At 73.1% G+C, this 19,498-nt stretch carries 16 protein-coding genes; 12 read left to right on the top strand and 4 right to left on the bottom strand.

Annotated features, from left to right (window positions below):
• Positions 1 to 31: 31 nt before the first annotated feature.
• The gene (locus L6E10_RS12655) at positions 32 to 3,061 is read right to left on the bottom strand and encodes a BTAD domain-containing putative transcriptional regulator (protein ID WP_236219697.1); all 3,030 of its coding nucleotides are present in this window, start codon (positions 3,059 to 3,061) and stop codon (positions 32 to 34) included.
• A gap of 449 nt (positions 3,062 to 3,510) precedes the next feature.
• On the opposite strand from L6E10_RS12655, the gene L6E10_RS12650 reads away from it, so the two are divergent.
• Both L6E10_RS12650 and L6E10_RS12645 read left to right on the top strand, forming a co-directional pair.
• Positions 3,511 to 4,071 carry a hypothetical protein gene (locus tag L6E10_RS12650; RefSeq protein WP_236219696.1) on the top strand — a complete coding sequence of 187 codons (561 nt, stop codon included), beginning with the start codon at positions 3,511 to 3,513 and terminating at the stop codon, positions 4,069 to 4,071.
• Positions 3,969 to 4,976, top strand: a complete 1,008-nt coding sequence (locus L6E10_RS12645) for a sporulation-delaying protein SdpB family protein (protein WP_308102782.1) — start codon at positions 3,969 to 3,971, stop codon at positions 4,974 to 4,976. The genes L6E10_RS12650 and L6E10_RS12645 overlap by 103 nt, the downstream gene beginning before the upstream one ends.
• A 32-nt stretch (positions 4,977 to 5,008) precedes the next feature.
• On the opposite strand, the gene wecB is transcribed toward L6E10_RS12645, so the two are convergent.
• Positions 5,009 to 6,130, bottom strand: a complete 1,122-nt coding sequence (wecB, locus tag L6E10_RS12640) for a non-hydrolyzing UDP-N-acetylglucosamine 2-epimerase (RefSeq protein WP_236219694.1) — start codon at positions 6,128 to 6,130, stop codon at positions 5,009 to 5,011.
• 175 nt (positions 6,131 to 6,305) lie between these two features.
• On the opposite strand from wecB, the gene L6E10_RS12635 reads away from it, so the two are divergent.
• Genes L6E10_RS12635 through L6E10_RS12590 form a run of 10 tightly spaced genes read left to right on the top strand, consistent with a single transcriptional unit; the run spans position 6,306 to position 16,631 of the window.
• Positions 6,306 to 7,133, top strand: coding sequence for a hypothetical protein (locus L6E10_RS12635; RefSeq protein WP_236219693.1), 828 nt, complete (start codon positions 6,306 to 6,308; stop codon positions 7,131 to 7,133).
• Complete coding sequence (locus L6E10_RS12630) at positions 7,130 to 8,074, top strand: polysaccharide deacetylase family protein (protein ID WP_236219692.1); 945 nt, start codon at positions 7,130 to 7,132, stop codon at positions 8,072 to 8,074. The genes L6E10_RS12635 and L6E10_RS12630 overlap by 4 nt, the downstream gene beginning before the upstream one ends.
• Complete coding sequence (locus L6E10_RS12625) at positions 8,065 to 9,240, top strand: O-antigen ligase (protein WP_236219691.1); 1,176 nt, start codon at positions 8,065 to 8,067, stop codon at positions 9,238 to 9,240. The genes L6E10_RS12630 and L6E10_RS12625 overlap by 10 nt, the downstream gene beginning before the upstream one ends.
• On the top strand, positions 9,222 to 10,256 hold the full coding sequence (locus L6E10_RS12620; protein WP_236219690.1) for a glycosyltransferase: 1,035 nt from the start codon (positions 9,222 to 9,224) through the stop codon (positions 10,254 to 10,256). The genes L6E10_RS12625 and L6E10_RS12620 overlap by 19 nt, the downstream gene beginning before the upstream one ends.
• A complete protein-coding gene (locus L6E10_RS12615; RefSeq protein ID WP_236219689.1) occupies positions 10,253 to 11,107 on the top strand; it encodes a hypothetical protein in 855 nt (284 codons plus the stop codon). Before L6E10_RS12620 ends, L6E10_RS12615 begins: the two co-directional genes overlap by 4 nt.
• On the top strand, positions 11,104 to 11,832 hold the full coding sequence (locus L6E10_RS12610; protein WP_236219688.1) for a hypothetical protein: 729 nt from the start codon (positions 11,104 to 11,106) through the stop codon (positions 11,830 to 11,832). Before L6E10_RS12615 ends, L6E10_RS12610 begins: the two co-directional genes overlap by 4 nt.
• A complete protein-coding gene (locus tag L6E10_RS12605) occupies positions 11,829 to 13,079 on the top strand; it encodes a glycosyltransferase family 87 protein (protein WP_236219687.1) in 1,251 nt (416 codons plus the stop codon). The genes L6E10_RS12610 and L6E10_RS12605 overlap by 4 nt, the downstream gene beginning before the upstream one ends.
• Positions 13,076 to 14,476: an oligosaccharide flippase family protein gene (locus L6E10_RS12600; protein WP_236219686.1), complete on the top strand. Its 1,401-nt coding sequence runs from the start codon at positions 13,076 to 13,078 to the stop codon at positions 14,474 to 14,476. The genes L6E10_RS12605 and L6E10_RS12600 overlap by 4 nt, the downstream gene beginning before the upstream one ends.
• Positions 14,473 to 15,534, top strand: a complete 1,062-nt coding sequence (locus L6E10_RS12595) for a glycosyltransferase family 4 protein (protein ID WP_236219685.1) — start codon at positions 14,473 to 14,475, stop codon at positions 15,532 to 15,534. Before L6E10_RS12600 ends, L6E10_RS12595 begins: the two co-directional genes overlap by 4 nt.
• On the top strand, positions 15,531 to 16,631 hold the full coding sequence (locus tag L6E10_RS12590; protein ID WP_236219684.1) for a glycosyltransferase family 4 protein: 1,101 nt from the start codon (positions 15,531 to 15,533) through the stop codon (positions 16,629 to 16,631). The genes L6E10_RS12595 and L6E10_RS12590 overlap by 4 nt, the downstream gene beginning before the upstream one ends.
• Here the strand turns inward: L6E10_RS12590 and L6E10_RS12585 are convergent.
• Both L6E10_RS12585 and L6E10_RS12580 read right to left on the bottom strand, forming a co-directional pair.
• On the bottom strand, positions 16,609 to 17,739 hold the full coding sequence (locus tag L6E10_RS12585) for a putative glycoside hydrolase family 15 protein (RefSeq protein WP_236219683.1): 1,131 nt from the start codon (positions 17,737 to 17,739) through the stop codon (positions 16,609 to 16,611). The two genes, L6E10_RS12590 and L6E10_RS12585, sit on opposite strands and share 23 nt — an antisense overlap.
• 89 nt (positions 17,740 to 17,828) lie before the next feature.
• A complete protein-coding gene (locus L6E10_RS12580) occupies positions 17,829 to 19,271 on the bottom strand; it encodes a sugar transferase (protein ID WP_236219682.1) in 1,443 nt (480 codons plus the stop codon).
• Positions 19,272 to 19,498 lie beyond the last annotated feature (227 nt).

The raw sequence follows: 19,498 nt of genomic DNA, 5'->3' as shown, positions 1-19,498 counted from the left end.
TCGGTGGCCGATGCACGGATGTCGTGGCTGGTCATCCGACTGAAGCGATCTCGCGCACGACCGCCGGGCGCGCGCTCTCCGCGCCGCGGACGCACCGCATGCACAGCGCGCCGGGACGGTCCAGGTGGGCGCGCGGGTTCTCCGCGTCCACCGCGCCGTCCGGGTACAGCTCGACTGCCCGTTCCCAGTGCAGGCGCGCCCGGGCGTGGTCGCCCCGCCGGGCGGCGGCGTGCGCGAGGCCCTCGTGGGCCCGTGCCCGCACCATCGGCAGCGCACCGGTCGTCGCCAGCTCCTCGGCCTCCCACGACAGCGCCTCGGCCTCGCGGGCCCGGCCGGCGGCGAGGCAGGTCTCCGCCAGGCCGTTCAACGCGTCGCCCTCGGGTTCGCGCAAGTCCATGCGACGCGCGGACTCCAGGGCTTCGCGCCCCACCGCGAGAGCGTCGGCGATCCGGCCCTGCCTGCGGTAGGTGACCCCGAGCCACGCCAGGGAGATCCCCTCGCCCCGGCTCATGCCGATCTCGCGGCTCAGCCGCACCGCGCGTTCCAGCGCGACGACCGCCTCGGCGTCGCGTCCGCGCAACTGCGCGAGCCAGCCCAGGTTGATCAGCACGACGACCTCGCCGCTCACGTAGCCGTCGAGCTGGTGCATCGCCAGCGCCTCGCGGAACCGCGCGTCCGCCTCGGCGTAGCGGCCGAGGTTGCAGTCGACGAACCCCAGGTCGATGGTCGAGTTCACCTCGGCGCGCTGGTCGCCGATCGACCGCGCGAGCGCCACCGCCTCGGTGAAGCTGCGGGCCGCGTCGTCGAGCATGCCCGCCTGCACCCTGGCGGCCCCGAGGTCGCGCAGGCCTCCCACGACCGCGGGCAGGTCGCCCAGCTCGCGGCTGATCGTGATGGCGCGGCCGAGGAACTCCAGCACCTCGCCGTGGCGGCCGGCCTCGCGCAGCGCGAACGCGATCGTCGTCAGCGCCATCGACTCGCCGCACCGGTCGCCCAGCGCCTGCGCTGCCCGCAAAGCGTTGCGGGACAGTTCGAGCACGCCGGAGCGCTGACCCACCCGCGTCAAGTAGGGCAGGAGCAGGCACGGCAGTTGCCACGCGTGGACGTGCCAGCCGTGCGCGCTCGCGTACTCCGCCACCGCGACCATGTTCTTGTACTCGGCGCGCAGCTGGCGGACGTCGTCCTCTTCGGACCGCGACGGCGGCAGCTCCGGCTCCCACGCCAGGTCCGGCTCGAAGCCGCGGCGGCCCGGCAGGCTGCGGCGGCCCCGCACGTCGGCGAGGTGCAGGTAGTAGTCGAACAGCCGCCGCCGCGCACTGTCCAGTTCGGACGGTGTGTGCGCCGCGTCGGCGAGGTCGCGGGCGCAGTCGCGGACGAGGTCGTGCAGGCAGTAGCGGTCGGACCTGCGCTGCAGGAGCAGGTTGCACTCGACCAGTTCCTCCAGCACGTCCCGGGCGTCGGGCACGGGCACGCCCGCGAGCGCCGCCGCGGCGTGCGCGTCGAGGTCGGCGCCGGGGACCAGTGCCAGCAGCCGGAACAGCTCCTGCCGGTCGGAGTCCAGGTGGTGGTACGACAGCGCGAGCACTCCGGCCACGCTCAGGTCGTCGGCGGTGAACGCGCGGGCGCGGCGTTGCCGGTCGCGCAGCTGCCCGGCGAGGTGGGCGACGGTCCACGGCCTGCGGCAGAAGCGCGAGGCGGCGATCCTGATCGCCAGCGGCAGCCTGCCGCACAGCGCGACCACCTCCGCGACCGCCTCCGGTTCGGCGGCCGTGCGCGCCTCCCCGGCGATGCGGCGGAACAACGCGATGGCGTCACCGGTGGGCAGCACGTCGAGCGACACGGGGACCGCGCCTTCGAGCGACATGAGGTGGCAACGGCTCACCACCAGCGCCACGGTTCCGGGAGAGCCGGGCAGCAGCGGCCGGATCTGGGCCGCGTCGGCCGCGTTGTCGAGCACCACCAGCACCCGGCGCCCGGAGACCTCGGCCAGCCAGAGGTCCCGGCGCGCGGCGGGGTCGGCCGGGATCTGCTCCGCCGGCACGCCGATCTGGCGCAGCAGCAGCTCGAGCGCGGCCCCCGGGGTCATCGGCGTGGTGTCCGCGGTGAACCCCCGCAGGTCGACGTAGCAGCGCCCGTCCGGGAAGCGGTCCGCCAGCCGGTGCGCGACGTGCACGGCGAGCGCGGTCTTGCCGATGCCGCCCATGCCCTCGACGGTGACGACCGCGTGCTCCCGCCCGCCGGCCACGCGGACCAGCCTGTCCACTTCGGACTCACGACCGGTGAAGTCGGGGATGTCGAACGGCAGGCAGGTCCGGCCGGGTGCGGCCGGAACCGGTTCGGCGCGCAGGAGCTCGGCGTGCAGCCCGCGCAGCTCCGGACCGGGATCGGTGCCCAGCTCCTCGGCGAGCACCTGCCGCCCCCGCTCGAACACCGCCAGCGCGTCGCCCCGCCGCCCGGCCCTGTCCAGCGCCCGGATCAAGGTGGCGCGCAACGACTCCCGCAGCGGGTGCTCCGCCACCAGGCCCGTCAGCTCGCCGAGCAGCGAGGTGACCTCGCCCAGCTCGAGACGCAGCCCGGCCAGCCGTTCGACGGCCTGCAGCCGCTGCTCGTGCAGGCCTTGGGCGGCCGCGTCGATCGAGGGGGAGGCCAGTCCGGTCAGCACCGGCCCGCGCCACAGGTCGAGCCCCTTCTGCAGCAGCGCCACCGCCTGCTCGGGCACGCCCTGCGCGGCGGCGGTCTCCGCGGCTTCGACGAGCGAGCGGAACGCGTCGGCGTCGAGGGCGCCGTCCGGCAGGTCGAGGCGGTAGCCGTGCGTGCTGGTGGTCAGCCGGCCGCCGCCCCGCGTCACGACGCGGCGCACCGCGGCGGCCGCGTTGCACACCTGGCGGCGCGCGGTCTGGGGCGGGTCGTCCCAGAGCTCGTCGATCAGCCTGTCGAACCCGACGACCTCGCCCGTGCCGAGCAGCAGGAGCGCCAGCAGCTTCTGCTGGCGTTCTCCCCCGAGTGCGACGGGACGCCTGGCGGACCGCAGTTCCAGAGGGCCCAGAATCCGATATTCCATTCAGCCGCACGCTTCCTTCCGGAGTACGACGGGTGGAGCCGGCGGGGACACCAGTGGCACCGCGACGAGAACATGAGATATCACCTTTAAGAGGAGCCAAGAGGCGGAAAGATACGCGGATTCGCCTGTACCGATTCAGCGTGACGTGGAATCACGCAGAGGAACCGCTCGCACACGGCCCGTGACCAGTTGACGAACTGCGCAAACGCTGCCATATTCCCCTCCGCAGCGACGAGGGAGGGAGGTTCCTCGTGGCCTCAGGAGGGGAAAAGAAAAAGATGAGACGGGCCGGATTCTTTGGCGCACTGCTGGCGGCTGCCGCACTTGTCGCCGTGACCATTGCGAGTTCCGCTTCCGACGCGGAACCAGTCAATTCGAACAACGACACGGCACTCGTCATCGGGCCTTGCACGACCGGCGAGTGCTGACCGGCCGGAACAACCGTTCCCATGTCCGAGGAAATGGACGCCCGGACACGTGCGGCGAAAGGCATGGCCTTCACCGGCGCCGCACTCGGGGTGCTTCTCCTGGCGACCACGGTCGCACAGCTCCCCGCCGATGTCGTCGGGCCGCGGGTGACCGCCCAGCGGGAGAGTTTCCGGTTGTTCTGGCCGCAGGGAATGCAACTGTTCACCAACGCGGCGGGACGTGAGTTCACCGTCGCGTACCACCACGACGAGGTCGCGGGCACGTTCGTCCCGATCACCCGGACCGCGGGTGACCGGGACTACCTGGCGGGCCTCGACCGCGGGTCCTACGCCGACCTGGTGCGCCTGCTGACCGCGGCGCGGGAGGTACCCGCCGGCCACTGGCGGGACTGCGCGGCGGCGACCGTCTCCGACTGCGCCGCCGTTGTCGCCACAGCACCGAAACTGGCCCTGAGCAGCTACTTCGGCGCGAAGAAGCCGTGCGGGCGCACCGTGTTCGCGACCGAGCGGCCCAGCCGGGAGACCTCTGTCCGGCACGTCGTCCGCGTCGCCGTCGTGGACCTCCCGTGCGCACCCCGGTAGCCCGTGCGCTGGCGTTCGACCACCGCACGCGCGCCTTCGGCCTCGCCCGCTCACTGGTCGCGCTGGCCGAGCTGACGGTGCTCGTGTTCACCTCGGACACCGACCTCTTCCCGGTCGTGCCGAATGGCCCGGAAGGGCCTCGGTGCGACGGTTTGCGCGCCCTTTCGCTCTGGTGCGCGAGTTCGTCTCCCGGTTCTCAGACCGTTCTTCGTCTCGTCACAACGGGCGTGCTGCTGATCGCCGCCTCGGGTTACCGGCCGCGCTGGACGTGCATTCCGCACTGGTACGCCACGTTCAGCCTGGCGGCCGTGATGCACGTGCCCAACGGCGGCGAGAACGTCGCCCGTTTCCTCACACTCCTGCTCATCCCCCTGTGCCTCGCCGATGATCGGGCATGGCATTGGAAACGAGCCGCGACACCGTTGCCGGCGTGGTGGCGCGGCAGCGCGTACATCACGCACCTGGTGATCCGGCTTCAGGTCGTACTCGTGTACGGGCAGGCGGTCTGGATCAAACTCGCCGAACACGAATGGCGCAACGGCAGCGCGATGCACCACGTGATGCAGGACGCGTATTTCGGAGTCACCGCCGACCTCCTGCCGTTACTCGAACGGAGCATTCTCACCTCCGCGATCACATGGGGGACGATCCTGCTCGAAACGGCGATCGTGGTGTGCGTGTGCGGAAATCCCGGCCTGCGTCGCATCGGGCTCGTGCTCGCCGTTGTGCTGCACGGCGGGATCGTTCTCGCACTCGGCCTGGTGAGTTTCGGGCTGGTGATGATCAGCCTGGTGGCGGCGGCGAGTTGCGGCCGTTCGGCGCACAGCGGCGTGCCGGGTGCGCCCGCGGCACGGCACGACGCCTTGACCGGCCGCAGGTTTCCCCGGCTGCTGCGGAAGCGGTAGCCCTCCCGCAGCCCTGCCTCGGACGTGGTGGTCTAGACGCCTGCCGGAACCGCTGCGGCGACCGGGCGCAGCACCCGGCGCACCGCCGCGGCGATCAGCTCGGAGGGCGAGCCCGACCCGTACGGCGAAGGGATCAGGCGCAACGCCTCCCGGTGCGCCGGCACGTCGTCCAGCCAGGCCAGCACCGCGCTGACGACCAGCGGGCCGGGCGGGACGAGCGTGCCGAACGTCCCTTCGATCTCCGGCCGTTCCGTGCTCCGCCGGACGACGACCACGGGCCGCTTCAGCACACTCACCTCCTCCTGGATGCCCCCGGAGTCGGATACCACCACCGCGGACCCGTGCGCCAGGGCCAGGAACGGCCGGTACGGCTGCGGCTGCACCACCTGCAGACCGTGCAGCAACCAGCCGAGGCCGAAAGCCTCGACGCGGGCGGCGGTCCGGGGGTGCAGGGGCAGCACGACCGGCAGGGGCAGCTCCCCGAGCGACCGCAGGATGGTCTCCAGCGCGGCGGCGTCGTCCACGTTCTCCGGCCGGTGGATCGTGGCCAGCACGTAGCGGTCGCGCTTCAGCCCCAGCCCATCCAGCACCGCGTCCTCCTCGTCGGGAGAAGGCAGCGCGTGGGCCAGGGCCTCGACGACGGTGTTGCCCGTGACCGCGATCCGGTTGAGCGCGATCCCCTCGCCGAGGAGGTTGGAGCGGTTCAGCGAGGTGGGCGCGCAGCACAGGTCGGAGAGGTGGTCGATGAGCACCCGGTTGTGCTCCTCGGGCATCGCGCGGTCGTAGCTGCGCAGCCCCGCCTCCACGTGCACCAGTGGCACGTCGCAGGCGTTCGCGGCCAGCGCGCCGGCCAGGGCGGAGGTGGTGTCGCCCTGCACGATCACCACGGACGGGCGTTCGGAGGCGAACACCTCGTCGACGGCGGCCACGGCGCGGCCCAGGCCCTCGCCGCGGCGCAGGCCGCCGAGGCGCAGTTCGTGGAATCCGCCCGGTTCCGGCACATCCCGCCGGATGAGCGAGTACATCGAGCGGTCGTAGTGCTGGCCGGTGTAGATCATGGTGCACGCGCTGCCGAAGTGCTCGACGAGCGGCGCGAGCTTGATCAGTTCAGGTCTGGTGCCGCAGACGATCGTCACGGTGTTCGTTTCCCGCACGGCGGGAAGGTACTGAGCGATCCCGGCGCAGTCGGCCAATCCCGCCGCTGTTCACCCGAAGGTGTTGTCCGGGACATCGCTCGAAAGTGTTGCGGCACAAGCGTGTCGTACTGTGCGGCCTTCACCTGAAGGCGCGCCATCGCGTGTTCCCGCCCGAACCTACGGAGAGTCCTTCGTGTCCGGTCATCTGGCACTTGCGGTGTCCACTGTGCTCTACGGGCTGGGGATAGTCGCGCAGACCGTCGCCGCCCGCAGGGCCGACGAACGTCCCGGCGCGGGCGTGGGGCTGCTCGCGCGGCTGGCCGGGGACCGGTTGTACCTGCTGGGGTTCGCGGGGCAGGTCGGCGGGTTCGCGTTCGCGTTCCTGGCCCGCGAGGACCTGCCGCTCTACCTGGTGCAGGCCGGGTCGTCGTGCGCCGTCGGGCTGGCCACGGTGATCGGGGTGCTGCTGCTCGGCTGGCGCATCCGGCGCGTCGAGATCGCGGTGCTGGTGGCGATGGCGTGCGGTCTGCTGCTGCTGACGGGGGCCGCGGCGCCGTCCACGGCCGAGGAGCTGCCCCTGGTGCCCGCGCTGGTCGTGCTGGGACTCGTCACGGTCGCGGTGCTCCCGCTGGCGCGGACGTGGAAGGCCGCCACGCCGGTGCTCGCCGGCATCGCGTTCGCGGTCGTCGCGGTGGCCGCGCGCAACGTCGCCGGCAAGCCGGTGCCCGAGCTCCTCCTGCACCCGCTGACGTGGGTGATGGTGATCGGCGCGTTCGTCGGGCAGGCCTGCCTCGCGACGGCGTTGCAGCGCGGGTCGGCGACGTCCGCGGTGGCCTCGATGGACGCGACCACGGTCGTGATCGCCTCGGCCGCCGGGCTCGCGGTGATGGGCGACCGGATCGCGGCCGGGCGCGAGTGGTGGGTCGTGCTGGGCGTGCTGCTGGTGGTGTCCGGGGTGCTGGTGCTCGGCGCCGTCGCCAAGCCCGCGCGGGAACTCGTCCCCACCGGAGGTGAGCGGTGAAGCCCGTCGCCAGCGTCTCGCTGGACCTCGACAACCTGTGGGCGTACCTGCGGACGCACGGCGATCCGCGGTGGGAGGGCAGGCCGAGCTTCCTGCCGTCCGCGGTGCCGCGCCTGCTCGACGTCTTCGGTGAGCACGGGCTGACCACCACGGTCTTCGTCGTCGGCGCCGACGCGGAACGCGACGACGGTGCCGAGGCGGTCGCCCGCGTCGTCGCCGCCGGGCACGAGGTCGCGAACCACTCGTTCTGGCACCAGCCGTGGCTGCACCGCCTCACCGACGAGGAGGTCGAGAAGGAGGTCCTGCGCGCCGAGGAGGCGATCACGGCCGCCGGTGCGCCGAAACCCGTCGGGTTCCGCGGCCCCGGTTTCAGCGTCACGCCCCGGCTGCTCGACGTGCTCGGCAGGCGCGGGTACCGCTACGACGCCAGCGTCCTGCCCACGTGGATCGGGCCGCTCGCCCGCGCGTACCACAACCGGTCGGCGGGCTCGACCGACGGCGGCGAGGACCTGTTCGGCGGGTTCGGCAGGGTGAAGGCGCCCAACACGCCGTTCCGCTGGCGGGGCGGCGGGATCGTCGAGCTGCCGGTGACGACCATGCCGTTGCTCAGGGTGCCGGTCCACGGCGCGTACCTGCTGCAGCTGCACCAGATCTCCCCCGGGCTCGCCCGCGGGTACTTCCGCACGGCACTGCGGTTGTGCCGCGCCCGCAACGTGTCCCCGTCGCTGCTGCTGCACCCGACCGACGTGCTCTCCGGCGCCGAGGCGCCCGGCATGGAGTTCTTCCCCGGCATGGCCGTCCCCGGCCGCGAGAAGGTCGCGCTGCTCGGCTGGGTGTTGTCGTTGCTGCGCAGAGACTTCGAGGTCGTCGGTACCGGTGAGCACGTCGAGCGCGTGGCGGCGGCCGGTCTGCGTGAACGGGACCCGGTCGCATGGGGCTGACGGTCCTGCTGCGCGTCCTCGCCTGCGCGACGGTGGCCCTGGCGCCGCTGGAGGGCTACCTGCTGCGGGTGCACGGGCAGTCGGCGAAGGTCGTGCCCGCCGCGCTGATCGTCGTGTGGGTGTTCTCCCTGGTCAAGCAACGGCGTCTGCCCGCCCCGCACCCGCTGCACCTCGTGGTCGCGTTGCTGGCGGTGGTTCTTCTCGCGACCTCCGCGGTGCACTTGGCCGAGCCGTTCACGCTGGAGTACCTGGTCCGGTGGGTGCCGTTCCTGGTGGTCACGGTGGTGCTGGCCGACGTGGCCGCACGCGAGGTGCCGGTCCGCGCGCTGCTCGCCGCGACGGTCGCCGGTGCGGTCGTGGCGGCGGCCGGTGGGCTGCTCAGCGTCGTCAGCGGCGAACTGCGGGCGGCCGGGCCGCTGGAGGACCCGAACGACCTCGCGTTCTTCCTCGTGGCGGCGTTGCCGTTGCTGGTGGCGCTGCCCACCGGGGGCCGGTCGCGGATCGTGTTGCTGCTGCTGGGCGCCGTGCTGGTGGCCGGTGCGGCGGCGACGTTCTCCCGCGGTGGCGGACTCGCCCTGGCGTGCGCGCTGCTGTGGCTGATCGCCCGGCGCGGCCTGCCGGTCCGCGCGGTGGTCGTCGCGGCGGCGGTCACGGGTCTCGCGGCGCTGGTCTTCGCCTCGGCGGCCCAGGCCGGGCTGGCACGGGCGTTGCAGGAGAAGAGCCACATCGCGGGCACCAACGCCGACACCAGGATGCTGCGCTGGCAGGCGGCGGCGCGGATGCTCGCCGACCACCCGCTCCTCGGCGTGGGGCCGGGAGGGTTCCGCCAGCAGTACGCGGCGGCGGGCCACAACGCGGAGATCGACGAGCAGACCCCGGTGGCGCACACCCTGTTCCTCGAGGTCGCCGCCGAGCTCGGCGTGACCGGGTTCGCGCTGCTGGCCGGACTCGTCGCGGTCGGCTTCCTCGCGAGCGAACGGGCGTTGCGCGTCGTGGCGGACCGCCGTGAGGCGCTGGCCCTGCAGGCGGCGCTGATCGCCGTGCTGGTCGCCTCGATCTTCCTGTCCGAGCAGTACTACCTGCCGCTGTGGTCGCTCGTCGCCCTCGCGGTGGCGGTCGAACGCCGTGCGCGGGAGGAGAGTGGGCGATGCGCGTCCTGCACGTGATCAGCGAGATGGGCGCCGGTGGCGCGGAGGCCCTCGTGGCCGGCATGGCGCTCGCGGGCGGTGACGTCGGCTGGGAGTCGGCGGTGGCCAGCGGCGGCGGGTTTCGCGCGGACGAGGTGAGCCGGGCCGGGCTGCCGGTGTTCGAGGTGCCCGTCGCGCGCCGTTCGCCGCTCGGTGTGGCGCGCGCGGCGTGGGCGACTCGTGCCGCTGTGCGCCGGTTCGCCCCGGACGTCGTGGTGGCGCACAACGTCTCCGCGTCGCTCGTGGCCCGGATCGCGGCGCCGCGCCGGCCCGTGGTGACGGTGTTCCACGGCGTGGCCGACGCGGACGTGGCCGGTGCCGTCCGGGTCCTGCGCCGGGTCTCGACCGTCGTCGTCACCGTCGCCGAGGCCGCCGCGCGACGGCTGCGCGACGCCGGGCTGGGCTCGGTCGTGGTGATCCCGAACGCCGTGTTCCCGTCGCCGCCGACCACCGACCGCGCGACCGTGCGGGCGCGGATCGGAACGCCGCCCGACGTACCGGTGGCGCTGTGCCCGGCGCGCCTGGAACCGCAGAAGCGGCACGACGTGCTGCTCGACGCGTGGGAGCAGGTGCCGGGCGACGCCGAGCTGTGGCTGGCCGGGGACGGCAGCCTGCGGGCCGCGCTGGAGGCGAGCGCCCCGCCGCGCGTCCGGTTCCTGGGCACCCGCACCGACGTCCGCGACCTGCTCGAGGCGGCGGACGTCACCGTTCTCACCAGCGACTGGGAGGGCATGCCGATCGCGCTGCTCGAGTCGCTGGCGGCGCACCGCCCGATCGTCGCGTCCGATGTGGACGGTGTGCGGGAGGTCCTGGCCGGTGGCGGCGGGGTCCTCGTGCCCCGCCGGAACCCCGAGCAGACCGCGAAGGCGCTGCGCGCCCTGCTGCACTCCCCCGCCGCCCGCTCGGTGGCGGCCGCGCACGACGGCCCGGCCGACGCGCACACCCTGATGAAGTCCTACGACGAACTGCTCCGTACCGTCCTGGAGGGACGATGAAGACTTCCCGAGCCGTGCTGGAGGGCCTGCTGGCCGCCGTCCTCGTCGGCGCCGCCGTGCTGCTGGCCGTCGCGCTGCGCGACGACGTGACCGAGGGCAGGCTGACCCTGCTCGCCACACCGTCCACACCGGACAGCGCCCAGTTCGGTGAGGTGACCTCCCTCGCCGCACCGGCCGTCGTCCAGCTGGTCCGCAGCCCGTCCGTGCTGGACGCGGCCGCCGCGGCGGCGGGCACCACGCCGGCCGCGCTGGCCGGCGCCATCGCCGTGGAACTGGTCCCGGCCTCCGGCGTCGCGAGGATCTCGGTCCGCGCCGACTCGGCCGAGCACGCCTCGGCCGCCGTCACCGCGGTCGCGCGGGCCGTGGTCGAGGCCGACCTGCTCGCCCCCGCGGCCCGCTTCCGCCTGGTGGACCCGCGCCCCGAGGCGACGCGGGTGACACCGGACTGGCGCCTCGCCACGGGCCTCGCCCTGGTCGCCGCGGTGATCGCCGGCGCCGCCGTGATGGCGTTGCGGCGGCTGCGTTCCGACGCGGTGAGCCCCGCCCTGGCGTCCGCCGGCATCACCCATCCGGTGGTGGTGGCTTCCGACGACGACCCGGACCTGACCTCGCGGCTCAGTGCGCTCTGCGTGGCGGCCGCACGACCCGTGCGGGTGCTGCCGGTCGCGCCGGAGCTGGCGGACCGGGCCGAGCAGCTCGCGCGGGCGTTGCCGGACAAGGCTTCGGAGCCCGCGGAGGGGTCGGCGGTGATCGCCGTCGCTCCCCGCGACCGCGCCCGCCGCCACGACCTCGCGACCGCCTTGGCGGTGCTGCCCGAGTCGGCGGTGCTGGTGGCGGTGGTGCTGGCGTGACCACGACGAGGACCGCGGTGGGTTTCAGCGCCGGGGAGAGACTGCGCGCCGGTGTGGCGGCGCTGGCGGGTCTCCGGCCCACCGTCGCCGCGCGGGCCGGAGTGCGTGCGGCGACGGCCGGGTTCGGCGCCGGTGTGGCCGCGATCGGGAAGTTCGGCACCGGCGGGGCGGAGGAGCCGAAGCCCTGGTCCGGTGAGGCGGACGCGCAGTCCGGCACCGAGGTGCGGCGCGGCACCACCGCGCAGCCGGACACCGACATGCAGCCGGGCACCACCGCGCAGCCCGGCACCGACGTGCGGTGCGGCACCACCGCGCAGCCCGACATCAACATTCAGTCGAGCACCACCGCGCAGCCCAACTCCACCGCACAGCCCCCCGGCGGCGCGGCAACCGACGACCAGTCAACCGACGCCCAGTCCGCCGACGATGCGGCGCCGAACGCGAAGCCCACCTCCACCACACCCACCTCCACCACGCCCGCGAACGCACAGCCCGGCACCGGCGCGGCAGCCGAAACGACCCACCACGCAGGCGACGCCGCGGAACTGTCAGACCCGCCTGAGACGATAGGAGTGGGGGCCGAATCCCCCCAGGGGGCCTGCCAGTCCGAATCGATCCCGCTGACGGCGGTCCTCACGACCGCGGCCCTCACCGGCCTGATCGCCCTGGCCGTGCTCGTCGCGGTCGCGGCGATCTCGGTCGCCCTGGCGGTGCTGCCGGAATGATCACCACCACGAACCGGGCGGGGCTCGCCCGAGCCGTCCTGGTGGCCCTGACCGCGCTGGCCGGCGCGCTCAGCGCCTTCCGCGCGCTCAAGCCGTCCTGGGAGGTGCCCCTCCCCACCGAGGCGAACCTGCCGGAAGAGCGCATGCAGGACTTCCGCGACGCGCTGTACTTCCCGATCCGCGAGTTCCTCGGCGGCGGCAACCCCTACGACCCGGCGGTCATGTTCGACCACTGGCCGGTGCGGCAGAACTTCAACCTCTACCAGCCGTACCACCTGGTCCTGCACCTGCCGTTCGCGCTGCCGGACTACCGCGTCGGCGCGGTCTCGTTCGCGCTCGCGTGCCTCGTCCTGCTGGTCGTCCTCGCCGTGATGGCGGCACGGACGTCGAAGCTGCCGCTCGTCGCGGGCACCGTCGTCATCGGCACGCTGCTGGTGACGAGCCAGGTCGGCAAGGCGCAGATGTACATCGGCCAGGTCAACCCGCTGATCGCGGTCGCCGCGGCCGGTGCGCTCCTGCTGCGCACCTCCCACCCCGGCTGGGCGAGCGCGGCCCTCGCGATCGCCTGGCTCAAGCCGCAGTTCGGGCTTCCGCTGGCGCTCGTCCTGTTCGCCAGGGGCGATCGCGGGGTCGCCCTGCGGGGCACCGGCGTGGCGGCGCTGGCCAGCGTGCCCGTCGTGGTGCTGCTGGTCGCCAGGAGCAGCGTCGGCGAGTTCCTCGACGTCGTCAAGCGCAACCTGGAGTGGGCCAGCAGCACCGGGTACGGCGCGGTCGACTCCGTGACGGCCCAGCGCGTCGACCTGCCGGCGGTGTTCTTCCGCACGACCGGGTGGCTGCCTCCCGCCGCGGAACCGCTGGCGCTGTGCGGGGTTCTCGCCCTCACCGCGTTCCTGGCGCGCAGGCTCGACCGGACCGCGGCGGGGTCGCGGGTCGCGGATCTGCTCATCTGCCTCGGCATCGTGGTGGCGCTGGTGCACCAGCCGGGCGACGTCCTGATCGCGGTCCCGGCCATGACGGCGATGGCGGTGCTCTGCTGGCGGCACCGCCGGGACGGCCACTGGCGGTGGGCCGCGGCGGCGACGCTGCTGGCCGTCGTCCCGTTCGCGCACCTCCACTTCCTCGACACGGCGGTCAGGTCGCTGCTCGGAGCGAGGGCGAGCGTCACGCTGGACGGGGCGGCGCTCGTCGCGGCCTGGGTGGTGCTGGTCGTCTTCGCGGTCCGGCACACACGGCGGCGCGTCGCATGACGGACGTGGCGGTGCGGGGGTCGCTGTGGCTCTTCGCGGTCAACCTGGTGAGCAAGAGCAGCCAGATCGTGGTGACCCTCGCGCTCGCCCTGTTCCTCGCGGAGGCCGACCTGGGCGCGGTCGCGCTGGTGGTGTCGGTGGTCAACATCGGCCAGGTCGTGCAGGCGATGGGCGTCTACGACATCGTCAGCCGCACGGCCCGCGACCCGCTCACGACGGCGGGGACCGTGCTCACGATGAGCGTCGCGGCGGGAACGGTGCTCGCCGCGGTGATCATCGCCGCCGCGCACCCGATCGCGGCGGCGCTGGGCGCTCCGGACGCCGCCGGGATGCTGCGGCTGGCCGCGCTCACCCTGCCGTTCACGGCGGCGGGCGGGGTGCAGATGGCGTTGATGCACCGCGACCTCGACTTCCGGCGCCGCATGCTCCCCGACGCGGGCGGCATGCTGCTCGGAGCGGTGGTCACCGTGACGCTCGCGGCGAACGGCACCGGTCCCACGTCGCTCGTGATCGGCCTGCTCTGCACCGCGGTCGCCCAGCCGGTCCTCGCGGCCGTCGCGGGAGCGAGGGTCCGGCCCACGTGGGACCCGGCGTCCGCGGCGGAGGCCGGGAGGTGGCTGGCCGTCGTCGGCCCCGGCGCCCTGATCGCGGTGCTGCTGATCAACGTCGACTACCTCGCCATCGGCCACGTGCTCGGCCAGGAGGCGGTCGGCGGGTACTCGCTCGCGTTCCGCATCGCCTGGGTGCCGTACATCATGATCGCGGTCGTGCTGGGCGGCGTGCTGTTCCCGCTCTGCGCCGAACTGGTCCGCGGTGGACGCAGCGACCGGCTCGCGGAGACCGCGGGGCGGTTCACCACCGCCACCCTCGTGGTCACCGGCGGCCTGTACGTCGTCCTCGCACTGACAGCCGACGGGATCGTCGTCCTCGGTGAGCGGTGGGCGGACGCCGCACCGCTCCTCGTCCTGCTGTGCGGCTACGGCCTCGGCCTCGGCCTGCTGCACGTCTGGTACCAGGTGATCAGGGCCGCGGGGCACGCCCGCCAGTACCTCGCCCTGGAAGCCGCCCACCTCGTCGCGCTGCTGAGCGCGCTCGCCTTCACCACGCGCCACGGCGTGGCCGCGGTGGCGGTCACGCAGCTGGCGGTCGTGTGGCTGCTGGTCCCGGTGACGTGGTTCGTCCTGGCCCGCAACGGCCTCGCGTTCCCGCTGCCGCTGCGGGGCCTGGCCGGGGTCTCGGGAGGCGCCGCGGCGTGCCTCGCCCTGAGCACGGTGCTGCCGGACGACGACAGCGTCGTGGCGGTCGTCGCCACCGGCCTGGTCCTCCTCGTCACCTACTGCGCCATCGCCCTGCCCCCCAACCGCAGGGTCCTCATCGGACTGAAGGAGCGCGCGTGAAGATCGTCCACGTGACGCAGCCGGTCGAGGCCGGCGTCGCCGCCGTGGTCCTCGACCTGGCCCGTGCCCAGCACCGGCGGGGCTGGGACGTCAGCATCGCCTGCCCACCCCGGGGCCGGCTCCCCGAGGAGGCGCGCGAGGCCGGGATCCCGGTGCACCCCTGGCAGGCGACGCGCACCCCCGGACCCCGGACCGCGGGCGAACTCCGCGCACTGCGCCGGACGCTGCGCGAGCTCCGCCCCGACGTCGTGCACCTGCACAGCTCGAAGGCAGGCCTGGCGAGGCTCGTGCTGCGCGGCCGCACCCCGACGATCTTCCAGCCGCACCTCTGGTCGTTCCGCGTGGCCACGGGGGCGCTGAGCCGCGCCTGCGCCCGCTGGGAGTCCTGGGCGTCCCGCTGGACCCACCTCCTGCTCTGCGTCAGCGACGACGAGGAGGAGGTCGGCCGCGCCGCGAACGTCAGGGCACCGGCGGAAGTCGTCTGCAACGGCGTCGACACCCGGCGCCTGAGCCCGCACGTCAAGCAGAACCGCACCCCCACGGCGGTCTGCGTCGGCAGGCTCGCCCACCAGAAGGGCCAGGACCTGCTGCTGCGAGCCTGGCCGCGCGTGCTGGCCAGGGTCCCGGACGCCGAGCTCGTGATCGTCGGCGACGGTCCGATGGCGGCGGAGCTCCGCGCGACCGGCCACCGCAACGTCTACTGGTACGGGCACAGCGACGCCGTGGCCGGCTTCTACGCCGAGGCCGACGTGGTCGTCCTGCCGTCCCGCGCCGAGGGCATGGCGCTCGTGCCGCTGGAAGCGATGGCCTGTGGGCGTTCCGTCGTCGCGTTCGACGTCGAGGGGGTGCGGCAGAGCGTCGGCGACGCGGGCGAGGTCGTTCCCGCCGGTGACGTGGAGGCCTTGGCGCAAGCGATTGCGCTGCGGCTCGCGGACCCCGAGCTCGCCGCCGCGGAGGGCAAGCGCGGCCGGATCAGGGCCGAGGCCCTGTTCGACCGCGACCGCATGACCGACCACATCGTGACGCTCACCGAGAAGCTCGTGGAAGGACGACGATGACACGGATCGCCTACCTGCTCACCCAGGACAGCGGTGGCCCGGTGGACGTGACGGTGCGCCTCGCGGCCGCGCTGGCGGAATCCGACGCCGCCGAGGTGCGGGTGTTCGGTCCGCGGCCCCGGCGCGGCGCGGGCCTCGTCGACCCGTTCTTCGAGGAGACCCTGGTGACGCGCAAGGGCGACATGGCGGCGGCGAGACAGGCCCGCGCCGCGATCAGGGCGTGGCGGCCGGACGTGGTGCACGCCCAGGACCGCAGGGCGGGGCTGGTGAGCGCGGGGCTCGCGACCACCGGCACCAAGGTCGTGCACACCTACCACGGCGTGCCCGACGACGTGGCCGAGCCGTGGTTCCGCAACGTCCGCGGCGCCACCCCTCCCCCGGCCTACACCAGGGCCGTTCTGGCCGCGGACGCCGCGGTGGCCCGTGTCGTGCACCGGACCGTCGTCCCCGCCAGGGAGATGGGCAGGTTCCTGCGCGAACGGCTCTACGTGCCGCCGCACCGCATGACCCACATCGACAACTGCGTCGACGTCGGTACCGCGAACCCTCCCGCCGGCCCCGTGCGCAAGCTGGTGTTCGTGGGTCTGCTCGTCGAACGCAAGGGACTGCTCGACCTGCTCGACGCCCTGGAGACCACGATGCCGCGGGACGCGACGCTGACGGTCGTCGGCGACGGTCCGCAGAGGACGCAGGCCGAGGGCAGGGTGACCCGGCGCGGTCTCGGCGACCGCGTGCGGTTCCTGGGGTTCCGCAGCGACGTCCCCGAGCTGCTGCTGGAGCACGACGCGCTGGTGCTGCCGTCCGCGATGGAGCAGCAGCCGCTCGTCGTCGCGGAGGCCATGGCGGCGGGCAAGCCCGTGGTGGCGACCGACACCGGTGGTGTCGCGGACATGCTCGGCGTCCCGGGCGAGCAGTGCCCGCGGCCCGGTGACGTGGAGGCGCTCGCGGCACGGCTGCGCGCCCTGTTCGCCGACCCCGACCCCGCGAGCACGGGCGCGCTGCTCGCGACGAGGGCACGGGAGCGGTTCACCGCCGAGGTCTGCGCGCGGCGGCACCTCGACCTCTACGGCAAGCTCATCGCCGGATCGGCCCGTTGACGAGCACCACGGCGTCGGCGGCGGGCAGGTCGAGCTGCAGCGGCACGGCTTCGCCCTTGAGCGTCACGAGGCCGGGCGGAGGGGTGAGCAGCGCGGAGGTCTTCGTCGGGTTCACGGCCACCCAGCCACCCGTGTAGCGGCGGTTCCACACCCCGTTGGGCAGGCGGTTGGCCGTCTCGACCGCTTGGCCGAGCCGTGCGTCCTGGTAGAGCGACCAGTACGGGCTCTTGTAGTCGGGCCGGGCCCTCGTCCAGCACGTGTAGGGGCTCGCGAGGAGGGCGGCGGAGGCGTACCCGACGCGTTCCTCCTTGTCGGACTTCGTGTGCGTGATCAGCAGCAGCCACGACTCGCCGAGCGCGGCCTGGGCGCGCTGCTCCTTGAACTGGTTGCCCTGGAACGTGATCAGCTCGCCGGCGCCGTCGTCGCCCCGCAGGCCGAAGTTCTCCTCCATCGCGCCGGAGTAGCGCGAGTGCGCCGACCACCGGCCCGGTGTCAGCTGCGACTCCGACACGTTGGGGACCAGCATCTTCCCCGCCTTCTCGAGCGCGTCGCCGGCGAGCTGGAGCATGCCGTCGAGCCCTTCGCGCAGCAGCCGGTCCGAGCCCGCTGCGTCGGGGGTGCCCGCGAGCACCGCGGACGAGTAGTACTTGAGCGAGCTGAAGTCGTTGTCCGCCAGGACGCCGTCCCAGCCCTCGCGGACCACCTCGCTCACGACCGCGTCGGCCCAGGCCTTCTGGTAGGCCGGGTCCCACACCGTCATCTGCCAGTGCTTCGGGTAGCCCTTCCACTCGATGCGCTGCCCGAGCGTGTCCTTGGCGAACCACGACGGCTGCCGCTGCTCGGCCGCGAAGTACCCGACGCCGGTGGGCAGGTACTTGGCGTCGCGGTTGCCCTCGACCGCGCCGAGGTAGTTGCGGGTGCTGGAGAAGTCCTTGTAGACCAGCACCTTGACCTCGGGGTTGAGCTCGTGGAGCTTGCGCATGGCCGCCGTCTCCCACGCGTTGAGCACGACGACGTCGTAGTGCTTGGCGGCGGCCTTGATCTCCCACTGCGTCGGCGAGTCGCCGATGCCGTACCACCACGCGCAGGGCGCGAGCGGCTTGGGCACCGGCCCGGTGATGGTCGGATCCGGATCCGCGGCACTCACCGTGCACGCACACGACAGGAGCACGAGTGCGATAGCGGCGAATCGACGTATCAGCGATTTCTCCGACAACACAACTCACCCGCCGTCATGAGTAGAATCCTCAGGTCGAGCCACAACGACCAGTTGGCGATGTAATAGTTGTCGTAGCGAGACCTGTCGGCTATTGAAGTGTCACCCCGCAGCCCGTGGACCTGAGCCAGTCCCGTCAAGCCGGTCGGAACGCGGTGGCGAGCCCAATATAGCTCGTGAATTGCGGAAAACTCGCGAACGAAACCCGGACGCTCCGGGCGCGGCCCCACGACGCACATGTCGCCCTTGAGCACGTTCCACAGCTGCGGCAGCTCGTCGAGCGAGGTCCTGCGCAGGAACCGGCCGACGGGACCGACCCGCGAGTCGCCCACCACGGACCACTTCACCTGGGAGTCGTCCTCGCCGGTCTGCCGGACGCTGCGGATCTTGTAGAGGGTGAACGTGCGGTCGTCCATGCCGACGCGGACCTGCCGGAAGAACAGCGGGCGACCGCTCTCGACCAGCACCGCGAGCGCGCACAGGCCGATCACCGGCGAGAGCACGACCAGCGCGACCGCCGCCAGCACCAGGTCGGCGGCGCGCTTGACCCACCAGGTCGGCCTGCTGGTCGGGGCGGTGCCGAGGCGCATGAGCGGGTAGCTGCGCAGCCGTTCGATGCCGGGGCCGTCGGGGTGCAGCTCGTACATCCGGGGCACGACGAGCGTGGAGCAGCCGAGCCGGTGCGCGGTGATCGCCGCGTCGACCAGCGGGGACTCGCGGGTGTGCGAGAACGCGAGCACCACGGTGCCCGCGCGCAGCCGCACGATCGCGTCGGCCAGGTCGCCGTCGACGACCTCCAGCACCGGCGGCTGCCGGTCCGGGTCGGGGCCGGAGTCGGCGAACGCGACGGGCCGCAGGCCGAACTGCGGGTGCTCGAGCATCGTCCTGGCGAGGTTCACGCCGACCTCGCCCGCGCCGACGATGATCGTGCGGTCGCAGCGGTCGAACCGCCGGCGGCACCACCGGCCGAACGCGAACACGCACCACCGCACCGGCTCGATGACCAGCGCGAACGCGATCATCGCCCACTGCGCCGCCGCCAGGTCGGCCGCGGGCGCGCCCCAGAGCAGACCGGCGCCGGACAGCAGCGCGAACGCGAGGGTGGTGCTCGCCGCGGAGCGCGGCAGGTCCTCGAGCCACGACAGCCACAACCGCCGGCGGTAGAGCCGCCAGGTACCCCTGATCGTGAGCACCGCTGCCCCGATCGCGCCGCCCCAGAGCCAGCCGAGGTCGCGGTGAACGCCGACCGCCACGAGCGTCGCGCAGTCCACCAGGACCAGCAGGACCGCGACCGCGTTCACCCGGCTGAGCAGGTCACGGCGGACCGAGGACGGCTTGAGGGGGCGCTGCGCGGGGCTCCGCTGCTCAGCCTCCCGCTCCGGGTGCGGTGCTGCGGGAACGGCAACCGCCGAGAATCGCCTCATTGAAGATCATCCGATCGAAGGAGTTGTGGCCACAAAACTGCACGAAAGGGTGAATGAACGCTGAGAAATCATCTCTTCGGGTATCAACATCCCTCTTCTGTGTTTCTCGTGAACGCAGGTGGTGAGCAATCGACGTGGATCACGCCCTGAACTCACCCAGGGCCGCCTGAAAGCTTTAGCACGACCTGTCAATAATTCACGCCACCAACCACGAGCCACCGAAGAGG

Origin of the sequence: Lentzea sp. CC55 (assembly GCF_021056325.1) — a bacterium.
Lineage (GTDB): Bacteria > Actinomycetota > Actinomycetes > Mycobacteriales > Pseudonocardiaceae > Lentzea > Lentzea jiangxiensis.
Note: the sequence above shows the minus strand (reverse complement) of the source record. Positions and strands in the feature narration are given on the sequence as shown.